Here is a 20043-nt window from a genome sequence, read left to right on the forward strand (position 1 = left end):
GCCTCAGTCGACCTGTGAGAGAAGGTCATTCACCATCTCGGTGACGATCCGCCCGGTGGGTACGGCCAGGGTCATGCCCAGGGTGCCGTGTCCGGTCGCGGCGAACAGGCCGGGGTGGGATCCGATGGGGCCGATGACCGGGATGCTGTCGGGCGTGCAGGGCCGCGCCCCGCTCCAGACATCGAGATCGGCGATGTCGACGTCGGCCACGGCCGGCAGGGTGGTGGCCGCGGCCTTCAGCACGGCCTGCATTCGGCGGTGATCGGTGCGGGCGCCGGTGCGGACGAGATCGAAGGTGCCCGAGATGCGCACCTGCCCGTTCTTGAAGGGCGTGCATGCGACCCGGTGCTCGGCGATCTTCAGCGGGCCCTGCAGTTCCAGCACCGGGGGAAGGGTGACGCTGCAGCCCCGGCCGGACTGCAGCGCAACGTGCACTCCGCAACCTCGGGCCAGGCGGGCGGTGTGTTCGCCGGCCGCGAGCACGACTGCGGCACCGCGTAATTCGCGCCGCGAGGTGCGTACCCGCCAGCCGCCTGCCGCGGGCGTGGCGGTCAGCATGGATTCCTGCTCGGCGACCTCGCCGCCGGCAGCGGTGATGCCGCGGGACAGCGCCGCGGTCATCGCGTCCGGGCGCACGCTCACCTCGTCGGGCAGGTGCAGCCCGCCGATCACGTCGTCGGCCAGTGCCGGTTCGCGGGCCCTGATCTCCGCGCCATCGAGTTCGACGACGCGGCCGCGGTAGCCGGCCGCCTGCACGTCGGCATGTGCGTCCCGGTAGGCCGCCAGTGCGCCGGGTGAGCGGAACGCCACCAGTAGCCCGCTGCGGTGGATTTCGAAGGCCAGTTCCTCGGCCAGGGCGGCGACCTCAGTGGCCGCACCGGCGGCGAAGGTCGCCAGCGCGCGCAGCGAACGCCGGCTGGCATCGGCGCGGCTGCTGCGCAGAAACGCCCATCCCCACCGCGCGAGCGCCCACGTCGGTAGCTGGCGGACCGCTATCGGGCTGTCGGGATTGCGCATGGCGCGAAGCGCCTGGGACGCCGCGCCGGGCGCGTTGAACGGCTGCACCAGCGAGGGCGTGATCCAGCCGGCGTTGCCCCACGAAGCTCCGCGCCCGCAGGTGTTCCGCTCGATCACGGTGACCCGGTGCCCGGCCCGGGCGAGGTGGTAGGCGCTGCTGAGTCCGATCACCCCGCCGCCGACGACGATCACGTGTCGGGATGATCCGGTCGCCATCTGCTCCGCCTGAGAAATCCGTGCGCCAGGAGCTGCTTATGGTGCCCCCACCAGGGCTCGAACCTGGGACCTGCGGATTAAAAGTCCGTAGCTCTACCAACTGAGCTATAGGGGCGTGGTGCAACAGGATACTGGTGAAGTCCCTGTTCGGGCGGGTGGGGGTACCCAATTTGGGATATCCGGGGACGGTGTCCTAAGCTATCGAAGCTTCCAACGTCACCGGCGTTGAGAGCGGCCCGAAGAAATTCGGATAGGCCCCCATCGTTTAGCGGCCTAGGACGCCGCCCTTTCACGGCGGTAGCACGGGTTCGAATCCCGTTGGGGGTACGACGCCCGGGTGGTGACACACCTGGGTAGCAGTAGAGCAAGGCCCTGTGGCGCAGTTGGTTAGCGCGCCGCCCTGTCACGGCGGAGGTCGCGGGTTCGAGTCCCGTCAGGGTCGCCATCTCGGCGAGGTATCCCGGTCGAAAGGCCGGAGCCTTCCGGCCAGGTAGCTCAGTTGGTACGAGCGTCCGCCTGAAAAGCGGAAGGTCGCCGGTTCGATCCCGGCCCTGGCCACTCAGATCAATCCGGACAGAATTGTCCCCTCCGTAACATCTGCCCCGCGGATCACGATCAAGATCATGTGTCGCAATCATTCGGGGATGAAAAGCGCAGTCTGAAGACCATCATCGGTGCCGTGCTGCTGGCGTGCGCGCTCGCCTGTGCGGCGGCGCCGCCGGCCATGGCGCAGCCCAATCCGCCGGTGGCGGGCAAGGATTTCACCAAGCCCGCGATCGTCATCCTCGGTTACGGGCTGACCCCGCAGGGCTGGATGCGCCCGATCCTCTACACCCGGGTGCTCACCGGACTGGCGGTCGCGCAGGCCTTCCCGCAGTCCCCGATCATCGTCACCGGCGGCAACCCGCGTAACGGCCGTTCCGAGGCCGGCGAGATGCGCAACCTGCTGCGCACCCTGGGCTTCCCGTCCGACCGGATCATCGTCGAGGACAAGGCCAACAGCACCGTGCAGAACGCACAGTTCTCCGTGCCACTGGCGAAGAAGGCCGACACCTCGGGCATCATCCTGGTCACGTCCTCGACGCACCAGGGCCGCGCGGACCGCAACTTCGCCGACGCCGGCGGCAACATCCTGGCCACGGTCAGCTTCCCGGACGGCAACCCGGCGACCAATATCGCTCAGCTCGTCCGCGACGTGCTGTCCCCGGTGACTCCCTTCGGCTGAGCCATGCCGCTACGCTGTCGCCATGGAGCTACTACGCGACGTAGTTGTGTTGCTGCACATCGTGGGATTCGCGGTCACCTTCGGCGCGTGGGTTGCTGCCGCGGTATCGCGGGAGTTCCGGGTGACCCGGCTGATGGACTACGGGCTGCTGCTGTCGCTGCTCACCGGTCTCGCACTGGCCGCGCCGTGGCCGGCGGGCATCGAACTCAACTACCCCAAGATCGGGCTCAAGCTGGTCCTGTTGGTGGTGCTGGGCGCGGTGCTCGGCATGGGCAGCGCGCGGCAACGCCGGACCGGCCGCCCGGTGCCGCGGCCGCTGTTCGTCGCGGTGGGGGTGCTGTCGGTGACGGCCGCCGGCGTCGCCGTGCTGTGGTGACCCGTTCTATGGTGACCGGGTGACGACGGAAGCGGCCGGGGCGGACTTCCGGTCGCGGCTGCTCGCGGCATTCGAGGCCTCGATCGCCGAGGACGGCTACGCCAAGACGACCATCGCCGACATCGTGCGCCGGGCCCGCACCTCACGCCGGACGTTCTACGAGCATTTCGCCGGCAAGGAGGAGTGCTTCATGGCGCTGCTCGCCGAGGCCAACGCCGAGCAGGTGCGCTCCATCGCGGCCGCGGTCGACCCGGACGCGCACTGGGAGCAGCAGGCCCGGCAGGCCATCGAGGCCTGGATCGCGTCCGCGGAATCTCGCCCGGACCTCACCCTGAGCTGGATCCGGGACGGGCCCTCGCTGGGTGCGGCAGGTCGCGAGCTGACCCGCGAATCGATGGAGAAGTTCGTCGAGTTGGTCACCGGGCTGGTCGACAGTGCGCAGTTCCGGTCCGCCGGGATCGGGCCGGTGTCCCGGCAACGCATTATCATGCTGATCGGCGGCCTGCGCGAGCTCACCGCGATCATCGTGGAGAACGGCGGCGCGATGAGCGATATCACCGAAGAGGCCGTCGACGCCACCATCGCGCTGCTCGCCCCGCGCTGAAACCTGCCGTGTCCGGGGCGAATCCGGCACTCCGGTACGTTGAGCGGATGGTTCGGCCCGCACAGACTGCTCGCAGCGAGCGGACCCGCGCCGCGTTGCGGCAGGCGGCGATGGTGCGGTTCCTGGCCCAGGGTGTCGAGGACACATCGGCCGAACAGATCGCCGCCGACGCCGGGGTGTCGCTGCGGACCTTCTATCGGCACTTCGCGTCCAAGAACGATCTGCTGTTCGCCGACTACGACGCCGGCCTGGAATGGTTCCGCACCGCATTGGCCAACCGGTCGCCGGAGGAGTCGATCGTGGAGTCGGTGCATTCGGCGATCCTGCAGGCGCCCTACGACATCGACGCGGTCGCCAAGATCGCCGAGCTGCGCGCCGAGGAGCTGGAACCGGGCCTCATCGTCCGGCACATCAGGCAGGTCGAGGCGTCGTTCGCCGAGGTGGTCGAGGAACACCTGCGCGGGGACGACCCGCCCCGGCCCGGTACCGATGCCGCGCTGCGGGTGACCATCGCCGCCCGCTGTATCGCGGCGGCGGTGTTCGGGGCCATGGAGGTCTGGATGCTCACCGAGGAGCGCTCGCTGCCCGAACTCGCCCGGCTGTGCCGTACCGCCCTGGATGCACTGGAGTCGGGCATCACCCGGCGGTAACCACAGCTCGAAGTTTTGACAATATTGACAAAACATCACCCACGGTGTCAGCCTGGGGTGATGGCGGACTTCGACGCGATCGTCATCGGGGCGGGCCACAACGGGCTGGCCGCCGCCGTGCTGCTGCAGCGCGCCGGAGCCCGCACCTTGTGCCTGGATGCCAAGCGCTACGTCGGCGGAATGGCTTCCACCGTAGAGCTTTTCGATGGATACAGGTTCGAGATCGCAGGCTCCCTGCAGTTCCCCACCTCCGCAATCGTCAGCCGCGAGCTCGGCCTGGATGCGTTACCCACCGTGGATGTCGAGGTGATGTCGGTATCGCTGCGCGGCAACGGCGACGACCCGGTCATCTACTACACCGACCCGATGCGCCTGCTCGCCCACCTCAACGAGGTGCACGGCGCCGAGGCCGTCAACGGCATGGCCGGGTTGATGGCCTGGAGCATGGCGCCGACCCGGGCGCTGGGCCGCTTCGACGCCGATGCGCCACCCAGAACGCTGGACGAGATGTACGCCTGTGCGCACAACGAATTCGAGCGCGCCGCGATCACCGACATGCTGTTCGGCTCGGTCACCGACGTGCTCGACCGCTACCTGCCCGACCCGGAGAAGCACGGCGCGTTGCGGGGCATGCTCAGCTTTCTCGCGGTGAATACCACCTACCGCGGCCCGGCCACCCCGGGCAGCGCCGCGGCACTGGCCTTCGGGCTGGCCGTACCCGACGAGAACGCCGTGCTGATGAAGAAGCTGCGCGGCGGAATCGGGGCTCTCACCACGCATTTGGCGACATTGTTGACCGCCGGTCGGGGAGAGCTCCGGCTGCGGTCCCAGGTTCAGGAGATCCGCACCGCCGACGGACGCGTCACCGGGGTGCGGTTTGCCGACGGCACCACGATCGACGCACCGATCGTCGTCTCCGCCCTCGCGCCCGACCTCACCGTCACCGGGCTGCTCGACGCTTCAGCGGTGCCCGCCGAGATCCGCGAGCGCTACACCCGCGTGGATCACCGGGGCAGCTACCTGCAGATGCACTTCGCACTCGACGGCACGCCCACCTTCGCCGAACCCTACGGACTGCTCAACGATCCCCAGATGCAAGCGGCCATCGGCCTTTTCAGCACCCCCGAGGAACTGCAGCAGCAGTGGGAGGACAGCCGGCGCGGCATCGTGCCCGCCGACCCGGCCATCGCGCTGCAGATGCCGTCCGTGCAGGACCCGGACCTGGCGCCGCCCGGCAAGCACGCGGTGTCGGCGTTCTCGCTGTGGTTCCCGGTCGAGGGCGGCGCCTCCTACGGCGACCTCAAGAACGAGATGGGGCAGCGCGTCATCGACAAGATCACCAGGCTGGCACCGGATTTCGAACGTCGCATCCTGCGCCACACCACCTTCACCCCCAAGCACATGGGCACGATGTTCGGTGCGCCCGGCGGGGACTACTGCCACGGCCTGATCCACCCCGAGCAGATGGGGCCGAACCGGCCGGGCCCGAGGGGGTACCGCGGTCAGGACCTGCCGATCGCAGGGCTGTATCTGGGCAGCGCGGGCTGCCACGGCGGGCCGGGCATCACGTTCATCCCCGGCTACAACGCGGCGCGGGCGGCGCTGGCCGACGCGGGTTAGTCGTTGGCGGGACCGTCGGGTGCCGCGCCGCCCTCGTCGGTCCAGTCGGAACGCTCCTCGGCGCCCTTGGCCGGATCGCTCTGGACGTCGTCCTCGGCACCCTCGGGTCCGGAGTTCGAAGAAGTGGTCTTGGGATCGGGAGTCACGCCTGCTCAGATACCCGGTTCGGGATTCCCGGAAACGGTCAGCGTCCCCGCAGCTGCTGAAGCCAATCCCTGGGCACCCGGCCCCGCGGCCCGGGTGCGGGCTGGCTCTCCGGATGTGCCTGCGGGTCAGCGAGTTCCGGCCCGTCGTAGTACTCGTTGGTGGCGTAGTTCCAGAACCAGTCCTCACCGGGCTCGAAGCTGCGGATGATCGGGTGACCGGTCTCGCGCCAGTGCGCGGTGGCATGCTTGGCCGGCGAGTCGTCGCAGCAGCCGATATGCCCACATGCCGCGCAGCGGCGCAGGTGGACCCACCAGCCCTGCACCTCGTCGCATTCCACACAACCGGTTCCGCTGGGGGCCTGGGTGGGGTCGACGTCCACGGACACGAGTCTAGGAGCCGGGCTGAATCGGCGCGTGCGAACCGAACCGGTGGCTACTGTCGGGCCATGGCAACCAGTGTGTCCCGAGATGTCGTCATCGAAGCGTCCCCGGAGGAGATCCTCGCCGTCGTCGCCGACGTCGAGTCCACCCCGACCTGGTCACCGCAGTATCAGAAGGCCGAGGTGATCGACCGGGACGCCGAGGGGCGCCCGCACCGCGTCATCCAGACGATCAAGACCGTCGGCATCAGCGATCAGCTGACCATCGACTACACCTGGGAACCGAACAAGGTCAGCTGGGTCCTGGTCAAGGCGAGCCAGCTGAAATCCCAGAACTGCAGCTACACGCTGACCCCGCAGGGCGAGAGCACCAAGGTGACCTTCGACATGACCATCGACCTGGCCATCCCGCTGCCCGGCTTTCTGCTCAAGAAGGTGATGAGCGGCGCCATCGACGTGGCCACCACGGGACTGCGCAAACAGGTCCTCAAGGTCAAGAAGAGCTGAAGCCCGATTTGCTACCTGCGGCAACGTCAATAATTAAATTGCAGTTCGATCAAATCCTTGCGCCAGTCTAAGGACGGTCTTATATTTGCCTGATGGCTGTCAGGGCATCGAGGGAAGTCTTCTTCGACGCCTCGCCGGAGGCGATCCTGGATGCGCTCGCCGACATCGACGAGGTGCCGAAATGGTCCACGCTGCACCGGTCCACCGAGGTGGTGGACCGCCATCCCGACGGCCGGCCGCACCATGTCAAAGCGACGGTGAAGATCATGGGCATCACCGACAAGGAGATGCTCGAATATCACTGGGGCGACGACTGGATGGTCTGGGATGCCAAGGACACCTTCCAGCAGCGCGGGCAGCACGGTGAGTACAAGCTGATCCGCGAGGGAGACCGCACCCGCGTCCGGTTCGACCTGATCATCGACCTCGTCGCACCGATCCCGGAGTTCCTGATCCGCCGGGCCAAGAAGATGGTGCTGGACTCGGCCGTCGACCGTTTGCGATCCCGGGTCACCCGTAACCACGGCTGAGAATCCGATCAGCCTGAGCAAAACGGAATCACCGGGCGCCGCGGGTTGCTGTCCCGTACATGCCCACCGGAATCGTCCTCTTTCCCAACCGCCAGGCCGACAACCACGTCGACGACGCGATCGCCCAAGCCCGCCGAGCCCATGCCGCCGGTGTCCGGCAGATCTGGCTGGCACAGCAGTTCGACCATGACGCGATCGGGCTGGCCGGCCTGATCGGTGCCGCGGTGCCCGGCCTCGGTGTCGGCACCGCCGCGGTACCCCTGAACCCGCGGCACCCGCTGGTCATCGCCGGCCAGGCGCAGACCGCGCAGGCCGCCGCGCACGGCACCTTCAGCCTCGGCATCGCGCTGGGTTCGCACAAACCCGAACAGGACGCCTTCGGCACCAGCTGGCCCCGCCCGGTCGCCCGGCTGCGCGAGTATCTCCAGGTGCTGCGCTCGATCCTTGATGACGGCACGGTGGACTTCCACGGGGCCGAGTTCACCGCCGCCCCGGAATGGCCGGTCTCGGTGGCCGGTGGAACGCCCGTCCCGCTGTACGTCGCGGCCATGGGGCCCAAGGCATTACAGGTCACCGGCGAACTCGCCGACGGCACCCTGCCCTACCTGGCCGGGCCGCGCACCATCGGCGACTTCATCGTCCCGACGATCACCGCAGCGGCCGCGGCGGCCGGCCGGCCCGACCCGGCCACCATCGCCTTCGTGCCGGCACTGGTCACCGACGACGTGGCGGCCGGCCGTGAACTCGCCGCGCAGACCCTGGAGTTCTACGCCGCCATCCCGTCGTATCAGCGGGTCATCGAACGAGAAGGCCTCGACTCGCTCGCCGACCTGGCTGCCGTCGGTGATGCCGAAACGGTTCTCAAACACCTGCGGCGCCATCTCGACGCGGGCGCGACCGACGTCGCGATCAGCCCGCTGGATCATTCCCAGCCCGCACTGTCGCTGCTGTGGGAGGTCACCGCCGCACTCTGACGCCTAACCGGGCCGAAACCGCGGTGCAACACAACCGGCCTACGCTCTGCCGAATGGGGGCACGACGTTCGGTACTGCTGGAACGTCTGATCGTCGAGCGGGCCGGCACATCCCAGCACGGGGTGCTCACCGAGTTGCGCCGCGCCATCCTCGACGGCGGGGTGCCGCCGGGCACGCCGATCCCGCTGTCCGAGGTCGCCGAATTGTTCGGGGTCAGTCAGATCCCGATCCGGGAGGCGCTGAAAACCCTGGTTGCCGAGGGCTTGATCGCACACCGGCGCAACGGCGGATACACGGTGGCCTTGCTGACCGCACAGGAACTACGCGAGATGTACATCATCCGTGAGACCTTGGAGGCCGCATCGCTGGCCGCGGCCGTGCACAACGCCACCGACACCGATCGTGCCGCGGCGGTGATCGCCAACCAGCGCCTGGAGCAGGCCCTCCGCGACGGCGACGCGGCCGAATTCCACCGCGGCAGCAGGCGGTTCCATGCGGCGCTGACCGGCCCGTCGCGGATGCACCGGCTGCTGCACATGCTGGAGAACGCCTGGAACGTCACGGAACCGGTGCAGTCCATGGTGCACGTCAGCCCTGCCGACCGGGCGGATCTACACGCCGACCACCGCGACATGCTGGATGCGTTCCTGGCCGGGGACGCCGACGAACTGCTCGCCGCCTCGCAACGGCACGCGGCCCGGCTCAACGCCGTCATCGCCACGCTGCCGCGCCACACCGGCCTGCTGGCCTGAGGCGAATATATTTTCGCTGCAATCCGACGATAGTTCGCGCGAAACGGCAGGGAAACACGCCGAACTTAGCGTCGGCACGCATGACCGAACTCGCTGATCCACCGAAATCCGCACCACCGGGGGCCGTTGTCGGTGCCGGTGACATCGTCGAAGCCGCAGGCCATCCGGTCGGCGGCGGCATCATCAAACCGGGCTACGACCCGCGCCTGACGAACGAGGACCTCGCCCCGCTGGGCAAGCAGACCTGGTCGTCGTACAACATCTTCGCGTTCTGGATGTCCGACGTGCACAGCGTCGGCGGCTACGTCACCGCCGGCAGCCTGTTCGCTCTCGGCCTGGCCAGCTGGCAGGTGCTGGTGGCCTTGCTGGTGGGCATCAGCATCGTGTACTTCTTCTGCAACCTGGTGGCCAAGCCGAGCCAGGCGGTCGGTGTGCCATACCCGGTGATCTGTCGGACCGTGTTCGGTGTGCTCGGCGCCAACATCCCGGCCATCATCCGTGGCCTGATCGCGGTGGCCTGGTACGGCATTCAGACGTTCCTCGCCTCGGCGGCTCTGGACATCGTCCTGATCAAACTGTTCCCGGGCCTGGCCCCGTACGCGGTCGTCGCGGACTACGGGTTCGCCGGCCTGTCGCTGCTCGGCTGGTGCAGCTTCCTGCTGCTGTGGGTATTGCAAGCCTGCGTGTTCTGGCGCGGGATGGAATCGATCCGCAAGTTCATCGACTTCTGCGGCCCCGCCGTCTACGTCGTCATGTTCATCCTGTGCGGCTACCTGATCTACAAGGCCGGCTGGAGTGCCATCGATCTGAATCTCGGCTCGGTGACCTACACCGGCTGGTCGTCGGTCCCGGTCATGCTGGGCGCCATCGCGCTGGTGGTCTCCTACTTCTCCGGTCCGATGCTTAACTTCGGCGACTTCTCCCGCTACGGAAAGTCTTTCGAAGCCGTCAAGAAGGGCAACTTCCTCGGCCTGCCGGTGAACTTCCTGCTGTTCTCGGTGCTGGTGGTCGTCACCGCATCGTTGACCCTGCCGGTGTTCGGTGAGCTGATCACCGACCCGGTCGAGACGGTGGCCCGCATCGATCACACCTTCGCGATCGTGCTGGGCGCCTTGACCTTCGCCATCGCCACCATCGGCATCAACATCGTCGCCAACTTCATCTCGCCGGCGTTCGACTTCTCCAATGTCAGCCCGCAACGCATCAGCTGGCGCGCGGGCGGCATGATCGCCGCGGTGGGTTCGGTGCTGATCACCCCGTGGAACCTGTACAACAACCCGGAGGTCATCCACTACACGCTGGAGACCCTCGGCGCGTTCATCGGCCCGCTGTTCGGCGTGCTGATCGCCGACTATTACCTGGTGCGCAAGCAGCAGGTGGACGTGGACGACCTGTTCACCATGGATGAATCCGGAAAGTACTGGTACACCAAGGGATACAACAAGGTCGCGGTGATCGCCACCATCGTCGGGGCGACGCTGGCCGTCATCCCGGTGCTGCTGGGCGGCAGCGTGGCCGGGATGGCGACGGCGGCCCAGTACAGCTGGTTCATCGGCTGCGGCGTGGGCTTCGGGCTGTACTACCTGCTGGCCCGCAAGGATGCTCTCGTCGCCGAATCCTTGTCGTGACGCGCATCTGGCGCGGCGAATACGCCGGGCCGCCTGCGAAGGTGTACGTCGAGAAGGCCTGACTCATCGTGGCGGGTCCGGCTCTGTCATCTCTGCGGGTTCCCGCCGCGTGTGCGGGTTCACTGTGGAGTTGTCAAGGTGCGCGGTGAGATTCGGTTATGCGGCGGTGGGTAGGTCGGTCAGGGTGCGCCGGGCGTGCGAGCACAGGTGCGCCGGTTCGAGGCCGGCCAGGTCGTTGGGTGGGATGAACCAGGGGTGGCGGTCGGCGCCGAGGTAGACCTGCCAGCCGCCGTGGTGGATGGCGGTGTGGTGGCTGCGGCAGAGCAGCACCCCGTTGTCGACGCAGGTGCTGCCTCCGCTGTTCCAGGGTTGGATGTGGTGGGCGTCGCACCAGGACACCGGCCTTCCGCAGCCGGGGAATGCGCAGCCACGGTCACGTACCGCCAAGCCTTTTCGGATGATGGGGGTGAACAACCGTTCGGCGCGCCCGACATCGAGCGGCGCACCGGCGTCGTCGACGACTACTGGAGTGAGGGTGCTGTCACAGGCGATCAGGTCGGCGGTGGTGGCGCTGATCGGCCCACCGAATCCCAAGGTGTCCACCGCACTCTCACCGATCAGGCTGGCGGGGGTGGGCCGGATCAGGGTGACGTGCGGGAGCACACCCCCCGAGGTCGGCCGCTGCTGGCCGGACAGATAGGTGCGCAGCACCTGACCCAGCGCATCGGCACGCCGCCGCCCTGCCGGGCGGGGGTCCGGTGAGCCGTCCGGTTGGGGCACGGGCCGGCATAGTGGGTCCAGTGCGGCGAACAGTTCCTCCCCGGTCAGCGCATCCAGATCGAGGGTGGCATTGACCCGCCCTTCATCGTTCTGGATGAGGGTCATCTCGTTGAGGTCGGTGTTCTCCGCGACCGGCACCACGTCCGGTTCGGCTGGTTGCGCCGCGCCTTTGTCGATGGCGATCGCGCGGGCCTTCGTGCCGACCTCGGCCGGCGTGGTCTGCAGCATCAACTTGCGCACCACCGCGGCCCGCTCTTCCTCCGAGAGTGCTACCCGGTTGCCGATGTGGGTGACGCCTTTGCCGACCGCGTCGACGAATTCGATCCCTAACCCGCCCAGGCGCTGTTGCTGGGTCAGCGTGGGCAGGGTGTGTGCGGCCCGGCCGACCCGGGCCGCGCGCAACGCGGCACCTGGGGCCATTCCGAGCATGGTGAGCAGATCGGCACCCGAGCGTAGGTGCTTACGGGCCGGGATCCCGAGCCGCTCAGTGGCCGCGCAAGCTTGGGCGATGACATGGTCGAACAGGTTGCGCGCGGTGACGGCAACGGCGAGCACCGCGAGCAGGGGCTGTTCGTCGAGCATCCGCCTCGGACAGTCCAGCAGATGAAACAAAGTCCGCTCGGCATACTCATCCGGTGGCGGTAGGGCGGCGAGGTCGTCGATCAGCGTGTCGATGAAGGCCTCGAGATGGGCGGCGTCCATGCCAGTCACCCAACCTTTCACAAAAAGGTGTACACGGGTAGACATTCACATTCGACTAGGCAAACCGTCTAGGCAGTCCACCAACGGACCGCCCGAACACATCGGCGACAACGTCGCAGCTAAGGCCCACCGGATACCGGGAGCGACAAATAATTCAATTCGAACGTCTGTTCGAAGTCTACGCCGATCCGACGTGCTGCGCAAGGGTTATGTCTCAGGACATCGGTGACACTTCTGCCTCAAAGCTTGGGTGGTGGCTGTCAATGGACCCATCGGCCCGCGTGTCCGGCTGGCGATCTCGCAATGGCCCGACGACGCACCGCGCGGGGCGTGCTCGACGTTCTGCGCCGAGCACGGCATCTTCCGAAAATCGTTCTACGAGTTACGCAAACGGCAAGCCCTGCAAACCGTGAGCTGTAGAACCGGTTCGAACAGGCCAGCACCAGCCCACCGGGACTCGGCGCAGAACGGGCATCGACCCATCTTCTCCCGTCAGCGTGACTTGAGCACCTCGAGACGGCGGATCGCCTCGTCCAGGGTGTCGTCCCGTTTGCAGAATGCGAAGCGCACCAAATGATTCCAGCCGCCATCGGTGCTGGTGAACGCGGACATCGGGATGGCGGCCACCCCGGCCCGGTGTGGCAGTTCGGCGCAGAATTCGGTGCTGTCGTGATAGCCGAGCGGCCGCGGGTCCGCGCACAGGAAGTAGGTTCCCGAGCTCTGGTGCACTTCGAAACCGAGGTCGGTGAGCGCGGTCCCCAGCCGGTCCCGCTTGGCCTGCAGATCGGCGCGCAGCCCGGCCACCCACGCATCCTCGTGGTTCAGCGCGTAGGCCACCGCGGGCTGGAACGGCGCACCGCCGACATAGCTCAGATACTGTTTGGCCGCGCGCACGCCGGCGATCAAATCCGGTGCAGCGCAGGCCCAGCCGATCTTCCAGCCGGTGGCATTGAACATCTTGGCGGCACTGGAGATGGTGACGGTGCGGCCCGCCATGCCGGGCAGGGATGCGAGCGGCACATGCGTGCGGTCGTCGAACACCAGCGTCTCGTACACCTCGTCGGTGATGACCAGCAGATCATGCTCGACGGCCAGCGCGGCCAGTGCGGACAGCTCGTCCTCGGTCAGCACCATCCCGGTCGGGTTGTGCGGGGAGTTCACGATCAGCGCCCGGGTTCGCGGGGTGACGGCGGCGCGCAGGGCGGCCACGTCGAGGGCGAACCCGCGACCGTCGGGCACCAGCGGCACGACCACCCGGTGGCAACCGGCCATCGCGACGACAGGGGAGTACGAGTCGTAGAACGGCTCGATCACCAGCACCTCGGAGCCCGGTTCCGCCAGCCCGAGCAGCGAGGCGGCGATCGCCTCCGTCGCGCCGACGGTGACCAGCACCTCGGTGTCCGGGTCGTACTCGACGCCGTAGTTACGGCGGCGCTGCGCGGCGATGGCCTGCCGTAACGCGGGGATGCCCAGGCCGGGCGGGTACTGGTTGACCCCCTCGGCGATGGCGTCCTGGGCCACCTTGAGCATGCCGGCCGGTCCGTCCTCATCGGGGAAGCCCTGGCCGAGGTTGACCGCGCCGATCCGGGCGGCCAGCGCCGACATCTCGGCGAAGATCGTCACCGCGTACGGCCGGAGCCGCTGAACCGTCATGGTGATCGAGGGTAGTGACCCCTGCGGTCAGGTGGCGAACAGCCGGGACGATCGCCGCTCGTGGCGCATCCCGCTGATCTCCAGCGCCGGTGCCACGCTGCACAGATCCTCCAGCGGGCGGGCGCAGGCCTGCTGGGCCAAGGCCGCCGTCGCAGCGGCGGTACGTAACTGGATCCGCTGGCTCTGCAGCGGCCCGAGCCGGCCCAGCCGGACCGCCGCGCTGAGCATCGACCCCATCATCGAGCGCAGGGATCCCAGCACCGCGAGCTGCTCGGTGACACCCAGCAGGGCCTGCACCACCCCGTCCACCACGGCGGCATTGCCGGGCGCGTCACCGGCGCACACCGCCATCAGATACGGGTGCGCCGCGCCGATACCGATGTCACCTGCGGTGGCCGCCAGCTGCCGGCCCGCCGACACCGACGCGGTGCGCGCATTGCCGAACAATTTGTAGGACGCGATCAGCTCGTCGAGTTCGAGCAGCGTCGCCGGCGAGTCCGAACTCCGCCAGGCGGCCGCGGTGACGGGCGCATCGAGGGTGGCGTAGCCGTGGGTGAGGTACGCGCACACAATCGCCTCGATGGTGCCGGCGTCCGCGTCGGGCCGTTGCGAGAGCCACTCCTCCAGGCCGTGGCTGTGCACCATCCGGCCGGCCGGAAAGGCGCTGTCGTGCAGTTGCAGCCACAGCGCGACCGCCGTGGCCGGATCAGTGGTGGTGGCCGGCATGGTGATCGGATGACGTCGCAGACCACCCGTGGCCGGCCATCGCGGCGTCGACGACCTCGCCGATGACCCCCAACTCGGCGAGCATTTCCCGGGCGGCCGCGGCACTGGTGAACAGCGGCGCGGTCAAGGTGTCGACGTCGACGTCGACGGGTGCGTGTTGATTGCCCAACAGATGCCCCAGCAGGAGCATCGCGCGGGCGGTGTTGTCCGCGAAGCGGACCCGGATGGCCGGTTCGGCGGGCCGGCGCACCACCACCACATCGGTGCCGTTGTCGGCGATGACCGCATCCTGGTACAGGACTGACCCGCGCGGCAGCATGATTCGTACTTCGGTACCGGTATCGGTGGTGACGAGTTGACGGTGCTTGCCCGCGTCTCCCCAGCCGATGTCGACGTGGTGGCGCCGCCGGCCGGCGAATGCCGGATCGTCGACGGTGCCCAGAACGGTGTCGGCTATCACTTCTCAGGCGCTCCTTGCCAGCGGTGGGTCCAGGACGGTCCGGCGGGCGGCGGCATGCAATGCCAGCCGGACCCGGTTGAGCTCGGGTGCCCGGCGGGCAGTGAGCCGGGCGAATACCCCGGCGCGGTGGGGCAGTTCCCCGGCGCCACCGTGGATCTCGGGATGGCGGTCCAGGACGGCGCGGACCGCGGCCAGCGCGGGATCGGGTGACCGACCCGGCGTCACGATGAGCAGGGTGGCCAGATAGTCGCCGTCGAGGCTGTGGGTTCCGGTGATGCGTTGCCGGTCCCGGGCGATCAGCCGGCCCTGCGACCGCACGGTGAAGGAGTTGTCGATCGTGGCGTAGCGGAAGCGTTCCCCGTGCGCGATCCGGCCGGCCGCGAGCGCGTCCCAGCCGATGTAGACACCGCCGGCGTCGACATCGACGTCGATCTTCTGGACGAACACCGAATCCGACTGCGGGATTATCGTTTTCGGAAGGTACTCCAGGACAGCGCCGGGCTCGGCGGTGAACTCGATCCGGTGCCGGGCGCCGGGTCCGCTCCCGGCGAAAACCTGGGTGGCAGCCTGGCTGGTCAGGTGCAGGTGGGTGCCCGCCCCGCAGTGCACGCGGGTGTGCAGGTCGTCATCGGAGAAGGTCCCGCCGCTGGGGCTCTGCACGCAGAGCATCGCCGCCCGCGGGTACGCGGCGTCGGTGTGCAAGGCGGTGGTCACCCGCTGCGGATAACGTTGCCGTAGACCGGTGATCCGGGTGACGCCGGCGGCGTCGGCCGTGGTTCGCACCGTCAACTCGCCGGGGGCGATCATGTGCCGACCGTGAGCATCACTCCGCGCAGCAGTTCCTCGGTGAGCTGCTCCAGGCCGCGCCCCGAACGCAGATCGGTGAACACCGTCGGTTTGACCGGCCGGGCGACGGCACAGTCGCGGCGCATACCGTCCAGGTCGGCACCCACGAACTCGGCGAGGTCGGTCTTGTTGACCACCAACAGATCCGCCTGCAGCAGGCCGATGCCCTTCTTGCGCGGGATGTCGTCACCACCGGCGGTGTCGATGACGAAGATCCAGTAGTCCACCAGATCGGAGGTGAACGTCGCGGCCAGGTTGTCCCCACCGGATTCAATCAGGATCAGGTCCAGATCATCGAACTCGGCGCACAGTCGCCGGGCGGCCGCCAGGTTGGCCGACGGGTCCTCGCGGATGGCGGTGTGCGGGCAGGCCCCGGTCTCGACGGCCAGCACCCGGCGCGGATCGATCACCCCGCTGCGGCGGACCCGCTGGGCATCCTCGTCGGTGACGAGGTCGTTGGTGATCACCGCCACGCCCAACCCCTTGCCGATGAGTTCGGGGACCATCATCTCGACCAGCCGGGTCTTGCCGGACCCGACCGGTCCGCCGATACCGACCCGCAGTACCTCAGCCATGGTGTGCTCCTTGCTATTTCAGCGTGTACCGGCGGCCCAGTGGCACCGAGGTCATCGGGGTGCTCTGGCACAGCTGACCGTCGACGATCACCCGGTAGGTGTCCGGTTCGATGCGGATGTCGGGCAGGTAGTCGTTGTGCAGCAGGTCGGCCTTGGTCAGTGCCCGCGCCCCGCGGCAGGCCACGAGGCGGGTGTCCAGGCCGAGTCGTACGCCAAGACCGCCGTCGACGGCCGCCTGGGCGACGAAGTTGACCGACACGTCGGCGGGCGCCTTCCCGAACGCCGCCCACTGCGGCCGGTACTTCAACGGTTCACAGGTCATCAGCGAGGCGTTCGCCTCGCCCATCACCGACCAGGCCGGGAAGCCGCCCTTGAACACCACCTCGGGACGGATGCCGAAGAACTTGGGCTCCCACAGCACGATGTCGGCCAGTTTGCCCGGTTCCAGCGAGCCGACCTCATGGTCGATGCCGAACAGTCGGGCCGGGTTGATGGTGAGCTTCGCGATGTAGCGCAGGATCCGGGCGTTGTCCGCGCCGCTGCCCTCGTCGGCGGGCAGCGCACCGCGGGTGGCGCGCATGTGGGAGGCCAACTGCCAGGTGCGGGCGATGGTCTCGCCGATGCGGCCCATGCCCTGCGAGTCCGACCCCATCGCCGAGATGGCACCCAGATCGTGCAGCACGTCCTCGGCGGCGATGGTCTCCCGCCGGATCCGGGACTCGGCGAAGGCCACGTCCTCGGGGATACGCGGGTTGAGGTGGTGGCAGACCATCACCATGTCGAGGTGTTCGTCGAAGGTGTTGAGGGTGTACGGGTTCGTCGGATTCGTCGAGGACGGAAGGCAGTACGGCTCGCCGACGACCTGCATGATGTCGGGCGCGTGCCCGCCGCCGGCGCCCTCGGCGTGGTAGGTGTGGATCGGTCGGCCACCGATGGCGGCCATGGTGTCCTCGTAGAACCCGGACTCGTTGAGCGTGTCGGTGTGGATCTGCACCTGCAGGTCGAGTTCATCGCCGGCGTCCAGCGAGGCCCGGATGGCCGCCGGTGTGGCGCCCCAGTCCTCGTGGATCTTGTAGCCGATGGCACCGGCCAGCCCCTGCTCGATCAGCGGCGCGGTACTCGACGCGCTGCCGTTGCCGATGAAGCCGAAGTTCATCGGGAACGCCTCTGCGGCACGCAGCATCCGGGCGAGATTGGTCGGGCCGGAAGAGGTGATACCCACGGTGACCGGCCCCAGACCGCCACCGATCATGGTGGTGATCCCGCTGGAGATGGCCTCTTCGACCAGGCCGGCACTGTCGAAGTGCACGTGCACGTCGATGGCGCCGGCGGTGGCGATCATGCCCTCCCCGGACCGGATGTCGGTGCCCGCCCCGATGATGAGGTTCGGGTCCACCCCGTCCATGGTGCGGGGATTGCCCGCCTTGCCGACGCCGACGATCCGGCCGTCCCGGATGCCGATGTCGGCCTTCCGGATTCCGAGTACCGCGTCGATGATGAGCGCGTTGGTGATGACGAAATCCAGTGCGCCGTCAGCGTTGGTGAGGTCACCGTGTACCGCCATGCCCTCACGCATGGTCTTGCCGCCGCCGAAGACGGCCTCGTCGCCGTACACCGTCGCGTCGGCCTCGACGCGGGCCAGCAGTTCGGTGTCGGCGAGGCGGACCCGGTCCCCGGTGGTCGGCCCGTAGAGCTCCGCGTAGCGGACCCGGCTGATGCGGTAGGCCATGTCAATCTCCTGTGTCGAGGAACCCGAGCGCATGCATGTTCGCCATCAGCGCCTCGTCCGGGGTGGTGTCGGTGGCTGCATTGGTGACATCGTTCTGTCCGATCACCATGCGCTCACCGCCATAGCTGGTCAGCGAAACATCCTGCGCCTCACCCGGTTCGAACCGGACCGCGGTGCCCGACGGAATGTCCAGGCGCATCCCGAAGGCGGCTCGCCGGTCGAAGCGCAGCGCCCGGTTGGTCTCGAAGAAGTGGAAGTGCGAACCGACCTGGATCGGCCGGTCCCCGGTGTTCTCCACGGTGACCGTGGCGGTGGCCCGTCCGGCGTTGAGCTCGAGGTCGCCGTCGGCGGCCAGTATCTCACCCGGGACCACCGCCAGATCCGCGGCGCTGCGACTGCCGGGGCCGATGGCGTCGTGCACGGTCACCAGCTTCTGCCCGTCGGCGAAGAACGCCTCCACCTGAACCGATCCCAGCAGTGTGCGCACCCCCGGCAGCACATCGTCGTCGGTCAGGATGCTCGCCCCGTGGGCGGCGGCCTCGGCGACGTTCGCGCCACCGCGGGCCGCCTCGACCACCTCGTCGGCGATCAGTGCCCGGGCCTCGGCGTAGCTGAGGGCCAGGCCGGCGGCACGGTGCTTGCGGGACAATTCGGCGGCCAGGAACAGCAACAGCCGGTCCTCGTCCTTCGGAGTCAGGTGCATCAGCCCGTGATGCCTTCGGCCCAGGGGTAGTTCTTCAGGAAGGGGTCGGGGGTGATGGGTTGCGGGGATTCCCACACCTGCTCGATCAGTCCGTCCGCGGACACCTTGCCGATGCGGGCGGTCTTGGTGACGTGGTGGTTCTCGCCGTCGATGGTGACGGTGCCCTCGGGTGCCTCGACGCTGACCCCGCCGGAGGCGCCCTGGATGTCGGCCACCTCGAACGAATCCGCCTTCTCCACAGCGGCTTTCCACAGCAGGACGGCGGTGTATGCCGATTCCATCGGATCAGAGGTCACCCGGTCGGCGCCGAAGCGTTCCTTGAAGTCGGCGACGAAGGCGTCGTTGGCCGGGGTGTCCAGGGTCTGGTAGTAGTTCCACGAGGACAGCTGTCCGACGAGGCCGGCCGCGCCGATACTGCGGACCTCTTCCTCGCCGACACACATCGACATCACCGGCATCACCGCAGGCGTGAGCCCGGCGCTGTTGTACTCGCGGAAGAAGGAGGTCAGCGACCCGCCCACGACGACGTTGAACACGGCATCGGCGCCCGCGGTGCGGATCTTGTTGACGATGGTGGAGAAGTTGGTGCTGTCCAGCGGGACGTAGTCCTCGCCCTTGATCTCGATGCCGTGGGCCGCGGCGTAGGCCTTGACGATGGCGTTCGAGGTGCGCGGGAACACGTAGTCACTGCCCACCAGATACAGCGATGTGACGCCCTGTTCCTTCAGGTAGTCCAGGGCGGGAATGATCTGCTGATTGGTGGTGGCACCGGTGTAGTAGATGTTGGGGGAGGACTCCAGGCCTTCGTACTGCTGGCCGTAGTACAGCAGTGCGTCGGCGTTTTCGAAGACCGGCAGCATGGCCTTGCGGCTCGCCGAGGTGTATCCGCCGAAAACGGCTGTGACACAGTCGCTGTTGACCAGCTTCTGAGCCTTCTCGGCGAAGGTGGTGGGTTCGGACGCGCCGTCCTCGGAGAGGAGTTCGAGCTGTTTGCCGAGCACCCCGCCCTCGGCGTTGATCTCCTCGACGGCCATCACGATGGCGTCGTGGATCACCGATTCGCTGACGGCCAGGCCGCCGGAGAGCGAGTTGATCGCACCGACCTTGACGGTGGGCCCGGAGGTGTCGACGCATCCGCCGGTGGTCGCGGTGTCGGTGTCGCCGGCCCGGCTGCCGCAGCCGGTGGCCAGGATCGTGGTCGCCGCGAGGAGCGCTACGCCCGCGCTGAGTCGTTTCATTTCAGA

General features: G+C 68.0%; 22 protein-coding genes, 4 tRNA genes and 1 pseudogene. 14 read left to right on the forward strand and 13 right to left on the reverse strand.

The window, feature by feature from the left end:
- Positions 1 to 3 precede the first annotated feature (3 nt).
- Together V4U86_RS03730 and V4U86_RS03735 are read right to left on the reverse strand one after the other, a co-directional pair.
- Positions 4 to 1233 (reverse strand): NAD(P)/FAD-dependent oxidoreductase, encoded by a 1230-nt coding sequence (locus V4U86_RS03730; RefSeq protein WP_395309950.1) that lies wholly within the window; start codon positions 1231 to 1233, stop codon positions 4 to 6.
- Positions 1234 to 1272: 39 nt separating this feature from the next.
- Positions 1273 to 1348 (reverse strand) — tRNA-Lys (locus V4U86_RS03735).
- 139 nt (positions 1349 to 1487) lie between these two features.
- On the opposite strand from V4U86_RS03735, the gene V4U86_RS03740 reads away from it, so the two are divergent.
- From V4U86_RS03740 to V4U86_RS03775, 8 genes are all read left to right on the forward strand, one after another.
- Positions 1488 to 1560 (forward strand) — tRNA-Glu (locus V4U86_RS03740).
- Between the two features lie 41 nt (positions 1561 to 1601).
- Positions 1602 to 1678, forward strand: a tRNA-Asp gene (locus V4U86_RS03745).
- A gap of 39 nt (positions 1679 to 1717) precedes the next feature.
- Positions 1718 to 1791 (forward strand) — tRNA-Phe (locus tag V4U86_RS03750).
- A 67-nt stretch (positions 1792 to 1858) separates the two neighbouring features.
- A complete protein-coding gene (locus tag V4U86_RS03755; RefSeq protein WP_395309951.1) occupies positions 1859 to 2458 on the forward strand; it encodes a YdcF family protein in 600 nt (199 codons plus the stop codon).
- A gap of 22 nt (positions 2459 to 2480) precedes the next feature.
- Positions 2481 to 2834, forward strand: a complete 354-nt coding sequence (locus V4U86_RS03760; protein WP_395309952.1) for a Fe-S protein — start codon at positions 2481 to 2483, stop codon at positions 2832 to 2834.
- A 19-nt stretch (positions 2835 to 2853) separates the two neighbouring features.
- Positions 2854 to 3438 carry a TetR/AcrR family transcriptional regulator gene (locus tag V4U86_RS03765; protein ID WP_395309953.1) on the forward strand — a complete coding sequence of 195 codons (585 nt, stop codon included), beginning with the start codon at positions 2854 to 2856 and terminating at the stop codon, positions 3436 to 3438.
- 47 nt (positions 3439 to 3485) lie between these two features.
- On the forward strand, positions 3486 to 4088 hold the full coding sequence (locus V4U86_RS03770; RefSeq protein ID WP_395309954.1) for a TetR/AcrR family transcriptional regulator: 603 nt from the start codon (positions 3486 to 3488) through the stop codon (positions 4086 to 4088).
- Positions 4089 to 4148: 60 nt separating this feature from the next.
- Positions 4149 to 5708 carry a phytoene desaturase family protein gene (locus V4U86_RS03775; RefSeq protein WP_395309955.1) on the forward strand — a complete coding sequence of 520 codons (1560 nt, stop codon included), beginning with the start codon at positions 4149 to 4151 and terminating at the stop codon, positions 5706 to 5708.
- On the opposite strand, the gene V4U86_RS03780 is transcribed toward V4U86_RS03775, so the two are convergent.
- Entirely contained in the window at positions 5705 to 5854 is a 150-nt protein-coding gene (locus V4U86_RS03780) for a hypothetical protein (protein ID WP_395309956.1), read from the reverse strand. The genes V4U86_RS03775 and V4U86_RS03780 overlap by 4 nt on opposite strands.
- Before the next feature lie 38 nt (positions 5855 to 5892).
- On the reverse strand, positions 5893 to 6240 hold the full coding sequence (locus tag V4U86_RS03785) for a UBP-type zinc finger domain-containing protein (RefSeq protein ID WP_395309957.1): 348 nt from the start codon (positions 6238 to 6240) through the stop codon (positions 5893 to 5895).
- A 60-nt stretch (positions 6241 to 6300) separates the two neighbouring features.
- Between V4U86_RS03785 and V4U86_RS03790 the strand changes: the two genes are divergently transcribed.
- The 5 genes from V4U86_RS03790 to V4U86_RS03810 all read left to right on the forward strand — a co-directional run bounded on the left by V4U86_RS03790 (position 6301) and on the right by V4U86_RS03810 (position 10625).
- Entirely contained in the window at positions 6301 to 6741 is a 441-nt protein-coding gene (locus V4U86_RS03790; protein WP_395309958.1) for an SRPBCC family protein, read from the forward strand.
- Between the two features lie 92 nt (positions 6742 to 6833).
- Entirely contained in the window at positions 6834 to 7271 is a 438-nt protein-coding gene (locus V4U86_RS03795) for an SRPBCC family protein (protein ID WP_395309959.1), read from the forward strand.
- 59 nt (positions 7272 to 7330) lie between these two features.
- Positions 7331 to 8245 (forward strand): TIGR03564 family F420-dependent LLM class oxidoreductase, encoded by a 915-nt coding sequence (locus V4U86_RS03800; protein ID WP_395309960.1) that lies wholly within the window; start codon positions 7331 to 7333, stop codon positions 8243 to 8245.
- Positions 8246 to 8298: 53 nt separating this feature from the next.
- The gene (locus V4U86_RS03805) at positions 8299 to 8997 is read left to right on the forward strand and encodes a GntR family transcriptional regulator (RefSeq protein WP_395309961.1); all 699 of its coding nucleotides are present in this window, start codon (positions 8299 to 8301) and stop codon (positions 8995 to 8997) included.
- A gap of 80 nt (positions 8998 to 9077) precedes the next feature.
- The gene (locus V4U86_RS03810; protein WP_395309962.1) at positions 9078 to 10625 is read left to right on the forward strand and encodes an NCS1 family nucleobase:cation symporter-1; all 1548 of its coding nucleotides are present in this window, start codon (positions 9078 to 9080) and stop codon (positions 10623 to 10625) included.
- Between the two features lie 156 nt (positions 10626 to 10781).
- On the opposite strand, the gene V4U86_RS03815 is transcribed toward V4U86_RS03810, so the two are convergent.
- Positions 10782 to 12107, reverse strand: coding sequence for an HNH endonuclease signature motif containing protein (locus V4U86_RS03815; RefSeq protein ID WP_395311907.1), 1326 nt, complete (start codon positions 12105 to 12107; stop codon positions 10782 to 10784).
- A gap of 250 nt (positions 12108 to 12357) precedes the next feature.
- Here V4U86_RS03815 and V4U86_RS29115 point away from each other — a divergent pair.
- Positions 12358 to 12501 (forward strand): annotated as a pseudogene (locus V4U86_RS29115) (IS481 family transposase); the annotation flags it as partial.
- Between the two features lie 98 nt (positions 12502 to 12599).
- Here the strand turns inward: V4U86_RS29115 and V4U86_RS03820 are convergent.
- From V4U86_RS03820 to urtA, 8 genes are read right to left on the reverse strand one after another with little or no spacing between them, the layout of a single operon-like run.
- Positions 12600 to 13760, reverse strand: a complete 1161-nt coding sequence (locus tag V4U86_RS03820; RefSeq protein WP_395309963.1) for a pyridoxal phosphate-dependent aminotransferase — start codon at positions 13758 to 13760, stop codon at positions 12600 to 12602.
- Positions 13761 to 13787: 27 nt separating this feature from the next.
- Positions 13788 to 14486 carry an urease accessory protein UreF gene (locus V4U86_RS03825; RefSeq protein WP_395309964.1) on the reverse strand — a complete coding sequence of 233 codons (699 nt, stop codon included), beginning with the start codon at positions 14484 to 14486 and terminating at the stop codon, positions 13788 to 13790.
- Positions 14467 to 14946 (reverse strand): urease accessory protein UreE, encoded by a 480-nt coding sequence (locus V4U86_RS03830; RefSeq protein WP_395309965.1) that lies wholly within the window; start codon positions 14944 to 14946, stop codon positions 14467 to 14469. The genes V4U86_RS03825 and V4U86_RS03830 overlap by 20 nt, the downstream gene beginning before the upstream one ends.
- Positions 14947 to 14949: 3 nt before the next feature.
- Complete coding sequence (locus V4U86_RS03835) at positions 14950 to 15753, reverse strand: urease accessory protein UreD (protein ID WP_395309966.1); 804 nt, start codon at positions 15751 to 15753, stop codon at positions 14950 to 14952.
- Positions 15750 to 16367, reverse strand: a complete 618-nt coding sequence (gene ureG, locus V4U86_RS03840) for an urease accessory protein UreG (protein ID WP_395309967.1) — start codon at positions 16365 to 16367, stop codon at positions 15750 to 15752. Before ureG ends, V4U86_RS03835 begins: the two co-directional genes overlap by 4 nt.
- 13 nt (positions 16368 to 16380) lie before the next feature.
- Complete coding sequence (gene ureC, locus V4U86_RS03845; RefSeq protein WP_395309968.1) at positions 16381 to 18096, reverse strand: urease subunit alpha; 1716 nt, start codon at positions 18094 to 18096, stop codon at positions 16381 to 16383.
- Position 18097: 1 nt separating this feature from the next.
- Positions 18098 to 18799 carry an urease subunit beta gene (locus tag V4U86_RS03850; protein ID WP_395309969.1) on the reverse strand — a complete coding sequence of 234 codons (702 nt, stop codon included), beginning with the start codon at positions 18797 to 18799 and terminating at the stop codon, positions 18098 to 18100.
- Positions 18799 to 20037 (reverse strand): urea ABC transporter substrate-binding protein, encoded by a 1239-nt coding sequence (urtA, locus tag V4U86_RS03855; protein ID WP_395309970.1) that lies wholly within the window; start codon positions 20035 to 20037, stop codon positions 18799 to 18801. Before urtA ends, V4U86_RS03850 begins: the two co-directional genes overlap by 1 nt.
- Between the last annotated feature and the right edge of the window lie 6 nt (positions 20038 to 20043).

The sequence above is a fragment of the Mycobacterium sp. AMU20-3851 genome (assembly GCF_043974665.1).
Lineage (GTDB): Bacteria > Actinomycetota > Actinomycetes > Mycobacteriales > Mycobacteriaceae > Mycobacterium.